Annotated in this window: 16 protein-coding genes; 10 read left to right on the top strand and 6 right to left on the bottom strand. The window is 72.9% G+C overall.

Annotation, left to right across the window (positions count from 1 at the left end):
- Positions 1–90: 90 nt before the first annotated feature.
- Positions 91–1,248, bottom strand: coding sequence for an ROK family protein (locus ACIPSJ_RS43915; RefSeq protein WP_401354613.1), 1,158 nt, complete (start codon positions 1,246–1,248; stop codon positions 91–93).
- 186 nt (positions 1,249–1,434) lie between these two features.
- Here ACIPSJ_RS43915 and ACIPSJ_RS43910 point away from each other — a divergent pair, with 186 nt between their 5' ends.
- From ACIPSJ_RS43910 to ACIPSJ_RS43875, 8 genes are all read left to right on the top strand, one after another.
- Positions 1,435–3,885 carry a glycoside hydrolase family 3 C-terminal domain-containing protein gene (locus ACIPSJ_RS43910; RefSeq protein ID WP_401354610.1) on the top strand — a complete coding sequence of 817 codons (2,451 nt, stop codon included), beginning with the start codon at positions 1,435–1,437 and terminating at the stop codon, positions 3,883–3,885.
- Positions 3,886–3,921: 36 nt separating this feature from the next.
- Positions 3,922–5,550 (top strand): carboxylesterase/lipase family protein, encoded by a 1,629-nt coding sequence (locus ACIPSJ_RS43905; protein ID WP_401354608.1) that lies wholly within the window; start codon positions 3,922–3,924, stop codon positions 5,548–5,550.
- 158 nt (positions 5,551–5,708) lie between these two features.
- Positions 5,709–6,272 carry a hypothetical protein gene (locus tag ACIPSJ_RS43900; protein WP_401354605.1) on the top strand — a complete coding sequence of 188 codons (564 nt, stop codon included), beginning with the start codon at positions 5,709–5,711 and terminating at the stop codon, positions 6,270–6,272.
- 43 nt (positions 6,273–6,315) lie between these two features.
- A complete protein-coding gene (locus tag ACIPSJ_RS43895; protein ID WP_401354603.1) occupies positions 6,316–7,128 on the top strand; it encodes a hypothetical protein in 813 nt (270 codons plus the stop codon).
- Entirely contained in the window at positions 7,125–7,664 is a 540-nt protein-coding gene (locus ACIPSJ_RS43890) for a SixA phosphatase family protein (protein WP_401354600.1), read from the top strand. The genes ACIPSJ_RS43895 and ACIPSJ_RS43890 overlap by 4 nt, the downstream gene beginning before the upstream one ends.
- A gap of 26 nt (positions 7,665–7,690) precedes the next feature.
- Positions 7,691–8,317: a YigZ family protein gene (locus ACIPSJ_RS43885; RefSeq protein WP_401354598.1), complete on the top strand. Its 627-nt coding sequence runs from the start codon at positions 7,691–7,693 to the stop codon at positions 8,315–8,317.
- 130 nt (positions 8,318–8,447) lie between these two features.
- On the top strand, positions 8,448–9,593 hold the full coding sequence (locus ACIPSJ_RS43880; protein ID WP_359226791.1) for an exonuclease SbcCD subunit D: 1,146 nt from the start codon (positions 8,448–8,450) through the stop codon (positions 9,591–9,593).
- Positions 9,590–12,580 carry an AAA family ATPase gene (locus ACIPSJ_RS43875; protein WP_401354595.1) on the top strand — a complete coding sequence of 997 codons (2,991 nt, stop codon included), beginning with the start codon at positions 9,590–9,592 and terminating at the stop codon, positions 12,578–12,580. Before ACIPSJ_RS43880 ends, ACIPSJ_RS43875 begins: the two co-directional genes overlap by 4 nt.
- A 34-nt stretch (positions 12,581–12,614) precedes the next feature.
- Here the strand turns inward: ACIPSJ_RS43875 and ACIPSJ_RS43870 are convergent, their stop codons facing one another.
- Complete coding sequence (locus ACIPSJ_RS43870; RefSeq protein ID WP_355719112.1) at positions 12,615–13,061, bottom strand: Lrp/AsnC family transcriptional regulator; 447 nt, start codon at positions 13,059–13,061, stop codon at positions 12,615–12,617.
- A 136-nt stretch (positions 13,062–13,197) separates the two neighbouring features.
- On the opposite strand from ACIPSJ_RS43870, the gene ACIPSJ_RS43865 reads away from it, so the two are divergent.
- Both ACIPSJ_RS43865 and ACIPSJ_RS43860 read left to right on the top strand, forming a co-directional pair.
- On the top strand, positions 13,198–13,671 hold the full coding sequence (locus ACIPSJ_RS43865) for a rhodanese-like domain-containing protein (protein ID WP_359219620.1): 474 nt from the start codon (positions 13,198–13,200) through the stop codon (positions 13,669–13,671).
- 47 nt (positions 13,672–13,718) lie between these two features.
- Positions 13,719–14,234 (top strand): immunity 21 family protein, encoded by a 516-nt coding sequence (locus ACIPSJ_RS43860; RefSeq protein ID WP_359219618.1) that lies wholly within the window; start codon positions 13,719–13,721, stop codon positions 14,232–14,234.
- 7 nt (positions 14,235–14,241) lie between these two features.
- Here ACIPSJ_RS43860 and ACIPSJ_RS43855 read toward each other — a convergent pair whose 3' ends face one another.
- The 4 genes from ACIPSJ_RS43855 to ACIPSJ_RS43840 all read right to left on the bottom strand — a co-directional run bounded on the left by ACIPSJ_RS43855 (position 14,242) and on the right by ACIPSJ_RS43840 (position 17,950).
- The gene (locus ACIPSJ_RS43855; RefSeq protein WP_359219616.1) at positions 14,242–15,471 is read right to left on the bottom strand and encodes a cytochrome P450; all 1,230 of its coding nucleotides are present in this window, start codon (positions 15,469–15,471) and stop codon (positions 14,242–14,244) included.
- A 33-nt stretch (positions 15,472–15,504) separates the two neighbouring features.
- A complete protein-coding gene (locus ACIPSJ_RS43850) occupies positions 15,505–16,899 on the bottom strand; it encodes an FAD/NAD(P)-binding oxidoreductase (RefSeq protein ID WP_359219614.1) in 1,395 nt (464 codons plus the stop codon).
- Entirely contained in the window at positions 16,886–17,113 is a 228-nt protein-coding gene (locus tag ACIPSJ_RS43845; RefSeq protein ID WP_359219634.1) for a ferredoxin, read from the bottom strand. Before ACIPSJ_RS43845 ends, ACIPSJ_RS43850 begins: the two co-directional genes overlap by 14 nt.
- A 153-nt stretch (positions 17,114–17,266) precedes the next feature.
- Positions 17,267–17,950, bottom strand: coding sequence for a hypothetical protein (locus ACIPSJ_RS43840; RefSeq protein ID WP_359219612.1), 684 nt, complete (start codon positions 17,948–17,950; stop codon positions 17,267–17,269).
- Positions 17,951–18,048: the final 98 nt, after the last annotated feature.

Genomic DNA, 18,048 nt, shown 5'->3' with positions numbered 1-18,048 from the left:
GGGCTCCTTGTGGTCGGTGCGAACACGCTTGTCCGGCTCAACCGTCGGCGGGCTGTGACGATTCCGCCCGGCCAAGGGCGTGGCGGTCGTTCACCGCGGACGTGGGCAGGAGTGGAGAACGCCCCGCAGGGCGATGTCCCGAGCCAGCGTGAGACTCCCGATCAGCTCGGCGCGGGTGCCGAGGGCGGACGCGACGACCAGGACGCGGTTGTCGAAGCCCGGTTGGGCGAGCCGTTCGATCGAGTCGCGGACGCCGTCGACGAATGCCTCGCCCGCCTGGCCCATCTCGCCGCCGATGACGACGGCCGCCGGGTCGAGGAGTGCGCACAGATTGGCCAGGACGCGGCCGAGGGTGCGGCCGGATTCGGCGAAGATCTTCCGGGCCACCGGGTGGTGGGCGATCTCCGGCAAGCGGGACCGCAGGTCGGCGTCGCCCGGGTAGAAGTGCCGGACCTGCTGGAGCACCTGGCGGACCGAGACGATGGTCTCCAGGCAGCCGCGGTTGCCGCATCGGCACCAGTCCCCGTCCGGGATCACCTGGGTGTGCCCGATCTCGCCCGCGGCCCCGAAGCTGCCGCTGACCGGGATCCCGTGGACGATGAGGCCCGCCCCGATGCCGTCGGACGCCTTGACGTAGATGAGGTTGCCGCGGTGGTCGGCGGCGCCGTGCCGGTGTTCGGCCAGGGCGCCGAGATTCGCGTCGTTGTCGAGGGAGACCGTCAGCCCCGTCCGGGAGCCGAGTTCGGCCGCCAGATCGAGGCCTGACCAGCTGGACAGGATGGTGGGCGAGGCGATCGCCCGTTTGCTCATGTCCAGCGGCCCCGGTATGCCGACGACGCACGCGCTCACGGGCCCGTCGACCATGGGCCGGACCTCCTCGACCGTGCGCCGGATCATGTCGGCCGTGATGTCCAGGGCCGCCGTCGGCCGGGTGTCCACGTCGATCGCCACCCGCCGCTCGGCCCGGACGGTCAGGTCGAGGGTGGCCGCGGCGACGGTGAGATGCCGGTGGCCGACGTCCACTCCGACGACCGCGCCCGCCGGATAGCGCGGCCGGAGGCGGCGGCCCGGGCGCCCGCGGCCGCCCGTGTTCTCCCCCCGGTGCTCGGTCAGCAGCTCCCCGGCGAGGAGGTCGCGGACGACGGCCGCGACGACCGGACGGCTGATGCCGAGCGCCGTCTGCAGTTCGGGGCGCGACGCGCTCCCGTGCCGTCGGACATGGGCCAGGACCTCGTCACGTGCCGACACGTGTCACCTCCCTCATGGGGGCGTCAATTTATGTCGCGCAGGAACGGAATTCCAGAGGGTTGACGCATCGAATGTGCGAATTTAACCTCCTTGGACGTTCGATCTTTTATAGAGCCACCTGCTTTGACTCGAATTCTGTCCAGCGGAGACATAAATCGTCGAGCACTTCAGTGGTGAGGAGTCCGCATGGAGCCCGATCGGAGATCGGTACGACGCCACGGCGGCCGTTTACGCCGTACGGCACTGATCGCGGGAGTGAGCGCGGCGCTCCTGGCCGGGAGCGCGCTCGTGGCTCCCACCGCCTCGGGCGCGGGCAGCTCGGGTGTGACCGTCAGGGTGTCCGCCCGCGTCGCCGCCCTCGTCGCCCGGATGACGCTGGACGAGAAGTTGTCCTTCGTGCACGGCGGTACCGATCCGCAGGCGCTCGGGCAGGCCGGATACATCCCGGGGGTGCCCCGCCTCGGCATCCCCGAACTGCGGCTCACCGACGGCCCGGCGGGCGTCCGGGTCAACGAGCACGCCACCGCGATGCCGGCACCGGTCGCCCTGGCCTCGTCCTTCGACGACCAACTGGCCCGGGAGTTCGGCCGGACCGTCGGCCGCGACGGCCGCGCGCTCGGCCAGGACGTCCTGCTCGCGCCCATGACGAACACCATCCGAGTTCCGTACGCGGGGCGGAACTTCGAGACTTTCAGCGAGGACCCGCTGCTCAGCTCCCGCATGGTGGCCGGCGAGGTCGAGGGCGTCCAGAGCCAGGGCCTGATCGCCACCGTCAAGCACTACGCGGAGAACAACCAGGAAGACAACCGCATGGGGGTGAACGTCAACGTCGACGAGCAGACTCTGCGTCAGATCGAGCTGCCCGCCTTCGAGGCCGCCGTCGAGGCCGGCGCCGGGGCGGTGATGTGCTCCTACAACTCGGTCAACGGCAGCCACGGTTGCGGCAGCGACGAACTGCTCGACTCGATCCTCAAGGAGCAGTGGGGCTTCACGGGCTGGGTCATGTCGGACTGGGGCGCGACCCACGCGACGACCGACATCGTGAACGGCCTCGACCAGGAGATGCCGAGCGGTGTCTACCTGGGCGAGGAACTGAAGACCGCGATTACCGACGGCACCATTCCGGTTTCCGAGCTGAATGATTCGGTCGCGCGCATTCTGCAGCAGATGGCGAAATTCGGCCTCCTCGACGGTGCGGCGACCAGGCGGCCCGCACGCGATCCGAATGGCGGCGCGAAAGTCGCCCAGAAGGTGGCCGAATCAGGCGCGGTCCTGCTGAAGAACACCGGTAAAGCGCTTCCGCTGACCGGCGAGGACACCAGCATCGGACTCATCGGCCCGACCGCGAAGACGCCGAAGGTCACCGGCGGCGGCAGTTCCAACGTCGTACCGGACTCCGCGGCCTCGCCGCTGGACACCATCACCGCGCGAGCCGGCCGGCACGCCACGGTGCGCTACGCGGCCGGCGGCGACAACACCGGCGTCCCCATCCCCGCCTCGGCCCTCAGCCCCGCCCTGCCGGTCGACGCGGACGGCTCCATCCCGGTAACACCGGACGCCTCCTTCTACTACAGCGGCACCCTCGACGTGCCGACCGACGGCGACTACTCCTTCGTCTTCGACCTTCCCGCCGCGTACGGCGCGCTGAAGATCGACGGGAACAGCGTCATCACCGGTTTCCTGGGCTCCAGCAGTGCCACGGTGCACCTCACGGCGGGCACGCACAGCCTCGAGGCCGGTGCCCTCGCGATCCAGGGCGGACCGACGAAGGTCCGGCTGAGCTGGGTCACCCCGCAGGCCGCGCAGGCCGCAAGGGATCAGGCGGTGGCCCTGGCCCGCCAGGTGAAGACCCCCGTCGTCTTCGCCTACGACGACGGCACCGAGGGCTACGACCGGAAGAACCTCTCCCTGCCGGCCGACCAGGACGGGCTCATCTCCGCCGTCGCCGACGCCAACCCGAACACGATCGTCGTCCTCAACACCGGGTCGTCGATCACCATGCCGTGGCTGTCCAAGGTCAAGGCGGTGCTCGACATGTACTACCCCGGGGAGAACGGCGCCGAGGCCACCGCCGGACTGCTCTACGGCGACGTGAATCCCTCGGGCAAGCTCACTCAGACGTTCCCCGCGAGCGAGTCCGCGACACCGGTGGCCGGCGACCCGCTCAGGTACCCGGGCGTGGGCGACCAGGAGAACTACTCCGAGGGTGTCTACGTGGGCTACCGCTGGTACGACAAGGAGCGGGCCGCCCCGCTCTTCCCCTTCGGCTACGGACTGTCGTACACCTCCTTCGCCTACCGCGACCTCGCGGTACGGCAGAGCCACGGCGCGCTGACCGTCTCGTTCACCCTGAAGAACACCGGCACCCGAACCGGGGCCGAGGTCGCCCAGGTCTATGTCGGCGCGAGCCCGGCGACCACCGCGCCGCAGGCGGTGCGCGCGCTCGGCGGCTACCAGAAGGTGCGTCTGCGCCCGGGTGAGTCGAAGACCGTACGCATCCGGGTCGACGCCCGGCAGCTGAAGTACTGGAACACGTCCTCCCGTGCCTGGGTGCTCGGCACCGGGAAGCGGGACGTGTGGGTCGGTTCCTCGTCGCTGACGTTGCCCCTGCACGGCAGTGTCGGCGTCACCCGCTGACCGCCCGGTCCCTCGTATCCCGCCAGAGAGGTCCCCATGACTGCCAGCAGAATCCGTGCTGCCCTGGGCGGCGCGCTGATCCTGTCCATGACCACCGTCGGGCTGCTGCCCGCGACGGCGAACGCGACGGCTTCGGTGGCCGCGTCCGCGAGTGCGCCGACCGTCGTGTCCACCGACAAGGGTGCCGTGCGCGGCGCTGTCTCCGAGGGCGTCGAGCGGTTCGTCGGCATTCCCTACGCGGCGGCCCCCACCGGCTCCCTGCGCTGGAAACCGCCGCGGCCCGCGGCGCGCTGGACCGGCGTCCGGGAGGCCACCGCCTTCGGCAACCCCTGCCCCGTTCTGCCCAGCGGCAACGGCCCTCGCAGCGAGACCGAGGACTGTCTGGACATCAACGTGTGGCGGCCGGCGGGAGCGCGGGCCGGCGCCCGGCTTCCCGTGCACGTCTTCATCCACGGCGGCGGCCTGACCAACGGCAGCGGCGCACAGAACGACGAGTCGAAGCTCGTACGGGAGACGGGCGTCATCGGCGTCTCGCTCAACTACCGGCTCGGTGTCTTCGGCTTCCTCGGACTGCCCGCCCTCACCGAGGAGGGCGGCGAGTCCGGCAACTACGGCTTCATGGACCAGCAGGCCGCGCTGCGCTGGGTGCGGCGCAACATCGCCGCCTTCGGCGGGAACCCCGGCGCGGTCACCATCGACGGCGAGTCCGCGGGCGGCTGGTCCGTCTGCGGGCATCTGGTCTCGCCCGGCTCGCGCGGACTGTTCGCCCGCGCCATGATCCAGAGCGGCTCCTGCCCCAGCGAGCCGCAGGACACGGCCGAGGCCACCGGAACGGCGTTCGCCCGCCAGGCGGGCTGTGACGGCACCGACCAGAAGGCTGTCCTCGGCTGTCTGCGGTCGGCTTCGGCGGGTTCACTCCTCGACGCGAGCCGGACCTTCTCGGCCGCTTTCGTGGACGGCACCCCGACGTTCCCGGCCAACGTGCGCGAGGCGGTGGACAGCGGGCGGTTCGCCCGCGTGCCCGTGCTCGTCGGCGCCAACCGTGACGAGGGCCGCACCTTCGCCCAGGGCTACCTGGGCGCGGGCAAGGAGGCCTACCTCGCCTTCGTCCGGGGCGTCGCCGGGGACCGCGCCGACGAGGTCCTCGCCCGCTACCCCTGGCCCGGGACGTCCGACGCGTACACCGCGGCGTACCTCGTCGGCGCGATCATGACCGACTCGGGGCTGATCGGCGGGATCGGCGGATGCGGGCAACGCTCGCTCGTGCGGACCTTCGAGCGGTACACCCCCACCTACTCGTACGAGTTCGACCACCGGACCGGGCCCGGCCTCACGCAGATACCCGGTTACGTCTGGGGAGCCGGACACGCCGCGGAACTCGCCTACATCTGGCCCAGCTTCGACAACGGCACACCGATCGCCCCGCTGTTCAACGCCGACGAGCGCCGGCTCGCCCGCGAGATGACACGGTACTGGGGCGCCTTCACGAAGACCGGCCGGCCGCACGTCGCCCGGCAGACCACCTGGCCCGCGTACTCCAGCGGCAAGGGGTCGACGCTGTCGCTGCGCGCGGGGGGCAGGAGCGTACTGATCGACGACGCCCGGTTCTCCGTGGAACACCAGTGTTCGCTGTGGGACACCATGCCCCTCACCCGCAGTTCCTGAGGACACGAGGCGTTCGACGTGATCGGGACCGCGGTCAGCCGTCCCGCACTCCGCCCGCGGACGGGACGGAAGGCCGCCGTACCATCGAAGAGCGATCAGCAGTGCGGTCACCGGCGCAGTCGGCCCGGGCCGGGCGCTGATATCAGGGACAGGCAAGGATGAGCGAGCAGAGCAACCCCACCGCCACGACGGGTGGCACGGCCAGGGGATTCGCACCGGACAACCTCACGCTGCGCCGCCGCCACCGACGGGCGGTGGGGCAACTGGCCCTGTGCGTGTGCGTGCTCGTCCCTTGGACCGTCTACCTGGCCGTTTCGTTGCCCGATCGCTTCGAGGCCCGGTACTGGCCCATGGTGTGGGTGGGCTTCGACGTCATGCTGCTCGTGTCGCTGGCCGGCGCCGGGGTCGCGGTCTGGTTGAAACGGCAGGCCCTGGTGCCGATGTCCTTCGTGGCGGCCACGCTCCTGGTCTGCGATGCCTGGTTCGACGTCTCCCTGAGCTGGGGGCGAGGCGACGTGTGGGGAAGCATGGCCTCGGCCGTGCTGGTGGAACTGCCGCTCGCTTTCCTGCTCATCATCCGTGCGCGCCGGGTGCTGAAGATCTCGGCGCGGCTGGCCTGGCAGCGACTCGGGCTGGAAGGCGAACCTCCACCGCTGTACAAGTTGCCGCTGTTTGTCACTCTGACGCCTGACGGCCCCGGGTCCGACTCACGTCTTCCGTAGCGGCCGGCACCGTCAGGTCTGCCCGGGCGGCAGGAGGTGTCGCATGTCCCGCATGTCCCGCCACGGTGACCTGAATCGTCGCAAGGTGCCTGCGTACGGCTCTCCACGCGCCTACGCTCAGCCCGTGCTGCGCATCCTCGACGCCAAGACCGGTCAGACCGTCCCCGCCGCCCCCGCCCGCCGTGCCCTGACCCGGGTCGAGGCACACGCCTCCGGGCACGACCTGACGGCGTTGCGGGTCCTGCTCACCACCGACCTGCTCCTGCGCGCCCTGGAGATCGGCGGCACCCCGGTCCTGCCCCTGCTCACCGCCGCTCACCACCAGGCGGAGCTGCACGCCGCCGCCACCACCCTCGGCATCCGCCCCTTCGAGGACGGCCGGGACCTCGCCTCGGGACTGGGCGAGGCCCAGGTCGTCCACGTGGCGGCGGAGGGCGTCACCGTGCCCGGCGCCGGGGTGACCGTCGCCGTCGCCCCCGCGAGCGGCCCCGACGCCGACGTCCTCAACCGGCTCGCCGACCCCGCCGCGCTCCGGCTCGCCCTGCTCGACGCCCCGCGCCGCACGGCCGTGCACCTCGGCGCCGGAGCCCTGGACGCGGCCGCCCGGCGGCTCGTCCGGCTGCGCCGGTCGGTGGCCCACTGGGCCCGCAGCCCCTCGCGGCCGGTCCCCGAGAAGGTGCGGGGACGCCTGCGGGAGGCCTGGGAGGACGACCTCGACGTGCCCGCGGTGCTCGGCGTGCTGCACTGGATGGAGAACCAGCCCGAGATCCCCGACGGCGCCCGCTTCGAGACCTGCGCCCACGCCGACCGGCTGCTAGCCCTCGAACTCACCCGCGAGCTGGGGAGGCTCGGGTGACCGCCCGGGCGGGCGCCGGCCCGCTGCGCCGCCTGGTCGTCCTGCGGCACGCCAAGTCCGCCTGGCCCGAGGGTGTCCCCGACCGGCTGCGCCCGCTCGCGGCCCGCGGCCGCCGCGACGCGCCCGCCGCCGGCCGCGCCCTCGCCGAGTCCGACTGCCTGCCCGACCTCGCCGTCTGCTCCACCGCCGTCCGCGCCCGCCAGACCTGGGAACTGGCCTCCGGCCAGTGGGGCACCCCGCCCCCGGTCCGCCACGACCAGCGGGTCTACGCCGCGGATGTCCCCGACCTGCTGGAGGTCGTCCACGAGGTCCCGGCCGAAGTGGAGACCCTGCTGCTGGTCGGGCACAACCCGGGCCTTGAGGAACTGGTCCTGGAGCTGGCGGGCGACGGCCTCGACGACACCCTGGAGCAGGTGCGGAAGAAGTTCCCGACCTCGGCGATCGCGGTGCTGGCCTGGCACGGGACGGAGTGGGCGGCGCTGGCCCCGGGGACGGCGCTGCTGACGGAGGTGACGGTGGCCAGGGGGAAGGAGTAGTACACAGGTGCGCATAGGCTGGGCGGATGCAGGACGAGTACCGCACAGTCGCCCGCGCGGGCACGCACGAGACCGAGGCCAACCGCTCCCGCTTCCTGTGCACCCTCGCACCCGCGGCCACCGAGCAGGAGGCCCAGGACTTCGTCGCGGCGGTCCGCAAGGAGTACGCCGACGCCACCCACAACTGCTGGGCCTACGTCATCGGCGCCGGCGCCTCCACCCAGAAGGCCGGCGACGACGGCGAACCGGGCGGCACCGCCGGCGTCCCCATGCTCCAGATGCTGCTCCGCCGTGACATGCGCTACGTCGTCGCCGTCGTCACCCGCTACTACGGAGGCGTCAAGCTCGGCGCCGGCGGCCTCATCCGCGCCTACGGCGGCGCGGTCGGCGAAGCCCTCGACACCCTCGGCACGATCACCCGCCGCCGCTTCCGGCTGGCCACCGTCACCGTCGACCACCAGCGGGCCGGCAAGCTCCAGAACGACCTCCGCGCCACCGGCCGCGAGGTTCGAGACGTCCGCTACACCGAGGCCGTCGCCATCGAGATCGCCCTCCCCGACGCCGACGTGGACACCTTCCGCACCTGGCTCGCCGACACCACGGCGGGCACCGCACACCTCGAACTGGGCGGGGAGGCCTACGGGGACGCGTGACGATCCGAGGTACGTGATGGGTGAGGGGGCGAAATGCGTTAGCGTGGCAGGCGTTGACCACGGGCCCTGTACTGGTTCGTGCCGGTGATACAGGTGCAATAGGGGCAAAGGTGCAGGACAGGGTGATCTCATGAAAATCCTGCACACCTCCGACTGGCATCTCGGCCGGGCCTTCCACCGCGTGAGCATGCTCGGCGCCCAGGCCGAGTTCATCGGCCACCTGGTGACGACCGTGCGGGAGCACGCCGTCGACGCCGTGGTCGTGGCGGGGGACGTGTACGACCGTGCGGTACCGCCGCTGGCCGCGGTCGAGCTCTTCGACGACGCGCTGCACCGGCTGGCCGACCTGGGCGTGCCCACGGTGATGATCTCCGGCAACCACGACTCGGCCCGTCGGCTGGGGGTCGGCGCCGGGCTCATCGACCGCGCGGGCATCCATCTGCGGACCGAACCGTCGGCCGTCGCCACGCCCGTCGTGCTCGCCGACGCCCACGGCGACGTGGCCTTCTACGGCCTGCCGTATCTCGAACCCGCCCTGGTGAAGGACGAGTTCGCGGTCGAGAAGGCCGGTCACGAGGCGGTGCTGGCCGCCGCCATGGACCGGGTCCGCGCCGACCTCGCCGCCCGCGCCCCCGGCACCCGCTCCGTGGTCCTCGCGCACGCCTTCGTCACCGGCGGCGAGGCCAGCGACAGCGAGCGGGACATCACCGTCGGCGGAGTGGCCGCCGTTCCGGCCGGTGTCTTCGACGGCGTCGACTACACGGCACTGGGCCATCTGCACGGCTGCCAGACCATCACCGGGCGCGTCCGCTACTCCGGCTCCCCGCTGGCGTACTCCTTCTCCGAGACCGACCACCGCAAGAGCATGTGGCTCGTCGACCTCGCCGCCGACGGCACCGTCACCGCCGAGCGCCTCGACTGCCCGGTCCCGCGCCCCCTGGCCCGCGTCCGCGGCACCCTGGAGGAGCTGCTCGCCGACCCCGCGCTGACCCGGCACGAGGACGCCTGGATCGAGGCCACCCTCACCGACGCGGTCCGGCCGGCCGACCCCATGGCCCGCCTCACCGAGCGCTTCCCGCACACCCTCAGCCTGGTCTTCGCCCCCGACCGCGCCCCGGACGACCCGGACGTCTCCTACGCCCGCCGCCTGGCCGGCCGTACCGACCGGCAGATCGCCGAGGACTTCGTCGCCCATGTCCGCGGCGCGGGCCCCGACGAACGCGAACTGACCGTGCTGGGCGAGGCGTTCGACGCGGCGCGGGAGGTCGCCGAGTGAGGCTCCACCGGCTCGACGTCACCGCCTTCGGACCCTTCGGCGGCACCCAGAGCGTCGACTTCGACGCCCTCTCCGCCGCCGGGCTCTTCCTGCTGCACGGCCCGACCGGCGCCGGGAAGACCTCCGTCCTGGACGCCGTCTGCTACGCGCTCTACGGCACCGTCCCCGGCGCCCGCCAGACCGGCCAGGGCCTCACCCTGCGCAGCGACCACGCCGAGGCGACCACCCGCACCGAGGTCCGCCTCGAACTCACCGTCACCGGACGCCGGTTGGAGATCACCCGGCAGCCGCCCTGGGAGCGGCCCAAGAAACGGGGCGCGGGTACCACCCTCGACAAGGCCCAGACCTGGCTGCGCGAGTACGACGCGACGGCCGGTGTCTGGAAGGACCTCAGCCGGTCGCACCAGGAGATCGGCGAGGAGATCACCCAGCTGCTCGGCATGAGCCGCGAGCAGTTCTGCCAGGTCGTCCTGTTGCCCCAGGGCGACTTCGCCCGCTTCCTGCGCGCCGACGCCGGCGCCCGCGGCCAGCTGCTCGGCCGGCTCTTCGACACCCAGCGCTTCGCCGAGGTCGAGAAGCGCCTCGCCGAGCGCCGCCGGACGACCGAGGCACAGGTGCGGGACGGCGACTCCGCGCTGCTGGCCGACGCGCACCGGATGCAGCAGGAGGCCGGCGACGCGATGGAGCTGCCGGAACTGACCCCGGGCGAACCGGGGCTGGCCGACGCCGTGCTCGGTGCCGCCGCCGTCGCCCGCAGCACCGCGCGCGAGCGCCTCACCGTCGCCCACTGCCGCCTCACCGCCGCCGAGTCCGCCCGGTTCGCCGCCGTCCGGGCGCTGGCCGACGTACGCGAACTGGCGCGGCTGCAGGGCCGGTTCGCCGAGGCACGGCAGCGGGCCGTACGCCTGGAGGAGCGGGCCGGCGCCCATCGTGAGGCGCAGGCGCGGATGGAGCGGGGGCGGAAGGCGGCGGCGGTGGCGCCGGCGCTGGAGCTGCGGGAGGCCGCCGAGGCGGGGCACCGCAGGGCGGCCGCCGCCGAGGCACGCGCGCGGGCGCTGCTGCCGGAGACCTTCGCGGGCGCCGGTGCGGCGGGGCTCGCCACCGCCGCCCGCCGGGTCACCGAGGAGCTGGGCGGGCTGGAGTCCGCGCGCCGGGCCGAGCGGCGGCTCGCCGAGGTCGTCGAGGAGCGCGGCCGGCTCGACCGGCAGGAGCGGGACGACGAGGACGTGCTGCGGGATGCCGACGGCTGGCTCGCCGACTGGGACGCCACCCGGGCGGAGCTCCAGTCCCGTATCGACTCCGCCCAGGAGGCCGCGACCCGGGCCGAGCAGCTCGCCGTCCAGCGCGAACCCGCGCGCCGGCGGCTGGCGGCGGCCCGGCTCCGGGACGAGCTGGGCCAGGACACGGACGAGGCCCAGCGCACCGCCCTCGCCTCCGCGCGGCGGGCCGCCGACGCGCGCGAGCACTGGCTCGACCTCAAGGAACAGCGGCTGGCCGGCATCGCCGCCGAGCTGGCCGCGCAGCTCACCGCGGGCGAGCCGTGCGCCGTCTGCGGAGCCACCGAACATCCCGCGCCCGCCGAGAAGTTCGCCGGTCACGTCGACGGCGAGGCCGAACAGCGCGCGGAAGCCGCCTTCCAGCGCGCGGACGCACAGCGCGCCCAGGACGAGCGGGGCCTGGGCACCGTACGCGAGGCCCTGGCCGCCGCCACCGCCGAGGCGGGCGACGCGTCGACCGCGCAACTCGCCGTTCAGGCCGACGAGTTGGAGCAGGAGTACGTACGGGTCCGGCGGGCCGCCTCCGCCCTGCACCCGGCGCAGGAGGAGCTGCGGCTGGCCGGGCAGGAGCGCGAGCGCCGGCTGGCGGGCCGGCAGCAGGCCGAGGTGCGGGCCGCCGCGCGGCTGACCCGGCGTGAGGGCCTCGACGCGGAACAGGCCTCCCTGGAGGAGGAGTTGGCGGCGGTCCGGGGGAGCGCCGCCAGTGTCGCGGTGCGGGCCGGGCAGCTGGAGCGGCAGGTCGCGCTGCTCACCGACGCCGCCGACACCGCGCGCGCCGCCGAGGACACCGCCCAGCATCTCAAGGACGCCGACGCGCGGCTCGCCGACGCCGCCTACCGGGCCGGTTTCGACACCCCGCAGGCCGCGGCGGCCGCCCACCTCGACGACGCCGCCCACCGCGAACTCCAACGGCGCCTGGACGACTGGCAGTCCGAGGAGGCGGCGGTGCGCGCGGTGCTGGCCGAGGCCGACACCGCGGCCGCCGCCCAGCAGCCGCCCGCCGACCTCGACACGGCCGAGCGCACCGCCGCCGCCGCGGACCGGCGGCTGCGCGACGCGGCCTCCGCCCGGGACCGGGCCGCCCGCTCCTGCGCCGAACTCGACCGGCTGTCCGCCCACGCGAGCGCGGGAGTGCGCCGGCTCGCCCCGCTGCGCGAGGAGTACGACCGGGTCGCCCGGCTCGCCGGGCTCACCGCCGGTACCTCCGCCGACAACGAGCGCAAGATGCGCCTGGAGTCGTATGTGCTGGCGGCGCGTCTGGAACAGGTCGCCGCCGCCGCGACCGTACGGCTGCGGCGCATGTCCTCCGGCCGCTATACCCTCGTCCACTCCGACGACCGCAGCGGGCGCGGCCGCAGCGGCCTCGGGCTGCATGTCGTCGACGCCTGGACCGGACGCGAACGCGACACCGCCACCCTGTCCGGCGGCGAGACCTTCTTCGCCTCCCTCGCGCTCGCCCTGGGCCTCGCGGACGTGGTCACCGACGAGGCCGGCGGGGTCCGGCTCGACACCCTCTTCATCGACGAGGGCTTCGGCAGCCTCGACGACCAGACCCTGGACGAGGTCCTCGACGTCCTCGACTCCCTCCGGGAACGCGACCGCAGCGTCGGCATCGTCAGCCATGTCGCCGACCTGCGCCGCCGGATCCACGCCCAACTGGAGGTCGTGAAGGGGAGATCGGGTTCCGCGCTGCGACAGCGCGGGGTCTGATTCCCGGGGTCCTGGCTTCCTCGGTTCTTTGGTTCTAGGTGCCGACGGCGCGGCGGGGGAGGGGCGAGGAGTAGACGACGCTCGTGGTCACCGAGCCCAGGGTGCCGATCCGGCCGGAGACCTCCTCCAGGTGGCGCATCGAGCGGGCCGTGACCTTGATGACGAAGCAGTCGTCGCCCGTGACGTGATGCGCCTCCAGGATCTCCGGGGTGGCGGCGACCAGGTCGTGGAACGGCTTGTAGTTGCCGTTCGGGTAGCGCAGCCGGACGAAGGCGAGGATCGGCAGGCCCAGCCGTTCCGGGTCCACCACCGCCGCGTACCCCTGGATCACCCCCGCCTCCTCCAGGCGCCGCACGCGCTCGGTCACCGCGCTCGGGGACATCGCCACGGCCCGCGCCAGCTCGGCGAAGCTGGCCCGGCCCTCACGCTGGAGGACGTCGAGGATGCGCCAGTCGGTGGCGTCCGGGGAAAACACGGTCATGGGGGATGGATAACAGGGAATCCCCGGCCGGACAAGACCCGGGCCGGGGATCGCGCCTTCAGAACGGCAGGTCACCGGCCGTAGATTTCCGGTCATGGAGATCCGCTGCCCCGGCAGCCGCTGAAAGGCCGACGAGATGACCGCCACCACCGCGAACCCCGTGCTCCGGGTCGCCCCCGCCGCCCCCGCCGAGGCCGCCGCCCACTTCCGGGCGAGCCTCGTCTTCCACGCCGACGTCTCCGACGTGGCCGCCGCCCTCGCGGCCGACGGCGACCCCGGCTTCGTCGTCCTGGACTCCCGGTCCACCGAGTCCTGGGACCAGGGACACATTCCCGGTGCCGTCCATCTCCCCACCGCGCTCGTCGCGGAGCAGGCGGCCGCACTCCTCGACCGGGAGGTGCCCGTGGTGACGTACTGCTGGGGTCCCGGGTGCAACGGCGCGACGCGGGCCGCACTCGCGCTCGCCGAACTCGGCTACCGGGTCAAGGAGATGCTCGGCGGATTCGAGTACTGGGTGCGTGAGGGCTTCGAGTTCGAGACCTGGCAGGGCCGCGAGCGCCGGGATCCGGACCCGCTGACCGTTCCCGTCGACGGTGACTGCGGTTGCTGATTCCCGGAGGTGAACCTGTGTCGTCGCTGTACGTGTAGGTTCACCCCATGACTCGTTACGCGGATCCAGGCGCGCTGGAGTGGGTGGAGTCGGGCGGCGGCCCGCTGGTGGCGGTCCCGGAGACGGTCCTGCCGTTCTGGGCCGGCGCCGACAGCGAGGACCTGGCCACCGACTACGACCGGGCCTGCGAGGTCGACGGCTACGTCGGACTGCTCCCGGTCGGCGACAGCGCGGCCCTGGTCCTCGGCGACGAACCCGCCTCGACGTCCTTCCTGCCGGACCACGGCACCTTCGTCCGCTGGTCCGCCGCGAACTCCGAGGCCGAGCTGCTGGCCCAGGTCCCCGCCGCGCTCGACAACGCCGTGTGGGAGAACGAGCTCCGCTGGCAGGTCCCGGGCCCCGTGGTCCTGTTCGACTCCGCCTGGCCGGGCGGCGAGGCGGCGGGCGGGGAGCATCTGCGGGTCCCGCTGGAGCCCGGTACGTACGCGGTGCGCGCCGCCTACACCAGGCCCGGCCCGGAAACCTGGCTGGGCCTGGTGCAGTTGCGCAGGCTGCCGTCCTGACCCTTCGTCACCTCAGGCCGTCGATCGCGATGTCGAGGTGGCGCGGGCCGCGCAGCACCGCGTTCTGCCGGTAGGGCGGCGGGTCCTCGACCAGACGCGGGTTGTCGAGCCGGCGGGCCAGCTGGGAGAGCGCGATCTGGGCCTCCAGACGGGCCAGCGGGGCGCCGAAGCAGCTGTGGATGCCGCTGCCGAAGCCGAGGTGCTGGATGTCCTGGCGGTCCGGGTCGAAGCGGTCCGGATCGGTGAACCGGTGCGGGTCCCGGTTGCCGGCGGCGAGGACCAGCCAGATCCGCGAGCCCTTGGGGATGGTCACCCCGTGCACCTCGATGTCGGCGATGCAGGTGCGCTGCGGCAGGAGCTGCACCGGCGGCTCGAACCGCAGCAGTTCCTCCACGATCCGCACCGACAGCCCCGGGTCCTCACGCAGCCGCTCCAGGTACCGCGGGTTCCGCAGCAGCGTGAGCATCCCGTTGGTGATGAGGTTGACGGTCGTCTCATGGCCGGCGATGAGCAGCAGCACCGCGGTGCTGAGCACCTCCATGGTCGTCATCGCGCCGTCCGGACCGCTGCCGTGCGCCAGGTCGGACAGCATGTCCTCGCGGGGTTCCTTGGCGCGCTGCTCCACCAGGCCGTTCAGGTACATGCCGAGCTGTAGCCGGGCCTCCTGCGCGGTCCTCATGGAATCCTCGGCCGTACGGGAGTCGGGGTCCAGGCCGGCCACGATCGGGTCGACCCAGGCACGGAACTTCGGCTCGTCCTCGCGCGGCACGCCGAGCAGCCGGCAGATGACGGTGACGGGGAAGGGATAGGCGACCTGGTCGACCAGGTCGAACTCCTTGGCGTCCCCGAGGCCGTCGATCAGCTCGGTGACGATCTCGTCCAGCTGACCGCGCATGTCGTCGATGCGGTGCGGCCGGTGCGGCGGCCCGAAGGAGCTGTTGGCGATCCTGCGCAGCCGGTCGTGCTCCGGCGGGTCGAGCCGGATGAAGCTCGGCGGCAGCCCCGTCGCCTCCGGACCGGACAGCGCGTCGTCCCGGCCGAAGAGCACGTTGGACTCGTCGGAGCTGATCCGCGGATCGTGGAGCAGCGCCTCGATGTCGTGGTAGGTGCTGACGATGTAGGGGCCGTCCTCCTCCTCGTGCAGCACCGGCGTCTTGCGGAGTTCCTCGTACAGCGGGTACGGGTTGGCGCGGTTCGCGAAGTCGGTGATCTGGCGCAACATCGAGGTCTGCGTCATGACAGTTCCTTGGAGCGTCGGGCCGGGCGGCGGTCAGTGGCGGGCGGGGTGGAAGACCAGCTGCTGGTCGGTCGGCGAGTAGCCGCTGAGGGTCACCATCGGGCCGTGCGTCGGCAGGGCCGGGTCCGGGAAGTCGGCGTCGACGGGCGACCGGCCCTCGGGACGGCGGTCCACGGTCGGGAACTCCACCGGGAACGGGGCGCCCTTCTCGATCTCCCGCTGGTAGAACTCCAGCCACCGGGTGTTGTCGAAGCTCACCGCGGCGATCGTGCGGCCCTTGTAGCCGTACACCCCGACGAACCGGCGTTCGGCCAGCGAGCCCTGGGTGATCATGATCTGCTCGCCCATCGGCGGCACCCCGACCGACTTGATGTTCACACCGAACTGGGAGGACCAGAACGCCGGCACCCACAGATGCGGCCGCCGCTCCGCGCTCGGGCTGATCATGTTGTGCGCGGCGATCTCGGCCTGCGCGACCGCGTTGCCCCAGTGCTCCAGGGACAGGAACTGGTAGCCGAACAGCGCGTGCGGGGACCGGGCGACATCGCCGGCGACGAAGATGTCGTCGGTGACGATGCCCCGGAAGTCGAAGGCACGGCAGCCCGCGTCACAGGCGATGCCCCGGGGGCCCGCGCCGAGGCCGGAGCCGGTCAGCCACTCGGTGTTCCGCGTCGCGCCGAGCCCCACGACCACCACGTCCGCCTCGACGACGGACTCGTCGGACAGATGGACCGCCCGCACCCGCCCGGCCGGGTCGCCCTCCAGCGCCGTGACCATGACGCCCGTGCGCAGATCCACCCCGTTCTCCCGGTGCATCTCCGCCGCGACCGCGCCGATCACCCCGCCCAGGGCGCCCACCAGCGGCGCGCCCGCGCGTTCCGCCACGGTGACCGGGATGCCCTGCTCACGGCAGGCCGAGGCGATCTCCGAACCGGTGAACCCGGCGCCGATCACGAACACCCGGCGCGGCCCGGCCTTCAGCCGCCGCAGCAGCGCCGCCCCGTCGTCCCGGGTGCGCAGCGTGAACACCCCGTCCAGCCGCGCCTCTTCCTCCTTGGGCCACGGCCGGGCCCGTACCCCGGTCGCGATCAGCAGCCGGTCGTACTCGACCTCGTCGCCGTCCGCCAGCCGTACCCGCCGCGCCTCCATGTCGAGACCGGTCGCCGCCACACCGAGCCGCCACTTGGCGTCGATCTCCCGGCGGTGCGGCAGCCCCGTGTGGTGCGGGGCCGCCCTGCCGAGCAGCACCGCCTTGGACAGCGGCGGGCGGTCGTACGGCTCGTACGGCTCGTCGCCGATCATGGTGAGTTCGCCGGCGAAGCCCTCGGCGCGCAGCGTCTCGGCGCCCCGCAGACCGGCCAGCGAGGCACCGACGACCACGATCCGGCCCTCGCGCCGCAGCCAGTCGAGATAGTCAGTGGGCGGCATCGGACATCCCTCCCGCCACTCCGTCCAGCCCGTCGGCGGTGATCGCCTGCACGGGACAGGCGGCGACGGCGCGGGCCACCCGCTCCCGCTGCTCCTCCTCGGCCTGCGGGTTGTAGACGAGGGATTCCTCGCCGTGCATCGCGAAGACGTCCGGAGCGAGGAACGCGCACTGCGCGTACCCCTGACATCTGTTGAGGTCGACGACAAGGCGCATCATGGCTCCGCCCTTCCGGTGGCCAGGTCCGGTGCGTACCGCCGGCCCGACAGCGCAGTCCCGGACGGCGGGGAAGTCCCCGCACGCCAGCATGGGAGCCCGCGCCCGCCACCGCGCGCCGAGGCCCTCCGATCGGGTGAGCCCCCTCAGCCCTCAGACTGCCGGGGCCGCGCCCAGGTCGGCGGTGGGGCGGCGGAAACTCTCCGCGACGATGAACACGCTGAGCAGCAGCGACCAGCCCGGGAACACCAGCTCCGACCAGGGCACACTGGGCGAGACGAAGAGCAGGACCAGGGTGACCAGCAGGCCCAGCACCGTGAGCCAGCGCGGCATGATGCCCAGCCGGTGCCCGATCACCGACGCGGAGCAGGTGAACACGGCCGCCATCCGCATCGCGTACCCGATCATCAGCGTGTACGCCAGGTGCTGCCCGAAGTCCCAGGCGGGCCGGGAGGGCGACGTGCCCGCCGGATGCGCGGTGTCGAGCACGGCCGCGGCCGCCGCCGCGCCGCCGAACATCATCGCCGTGAAGACCAGGCCGCTGCCGAGGAACACGGTGGCCATGAACCGGTCCTCGGCGTCGCCGACGTGCGAGCGGACGGCGCCGATGAACCACAGGAAGAAGATGCCGGCGAACGGCACCAGGGTGAGTGCGGCGCGCACGGCGCTGCGCCGGGTGGGATCCGGCGTCTGGGCGGTGACCGCGTCGGCGCCCTGCGGGACCCCCAGCCGGATCAGCACTATGGCGGCGGCGAGCAGCAGCGCGAAGACGATCCCGGCCACCCCGGCCGCCCGTGGGGTCTGCAACGGCTGCCGTGCCGGCGTAGAGGTCTGCATCCGCGGCTCGCTTCCTGTCTCCGGTGGCCCCCGCCACCAGCAAGCCGTCCGCACCCGGCCCCCGCCACCGGAACAGACCCGAACGGCAGACGGCGCCT

The organism is Streptomyces sp. NPDC090088, assembly GCF_044747345.1.
Classification (GTDB): domain Bacteria; phylum Actinomycetota; class Actinomycetes; order Streptomycetales; family Streptomycetaceae; genus Streptomyces.
This window is presented reverse-complemented; position numbering and strand designations above follow the sequence as displayed.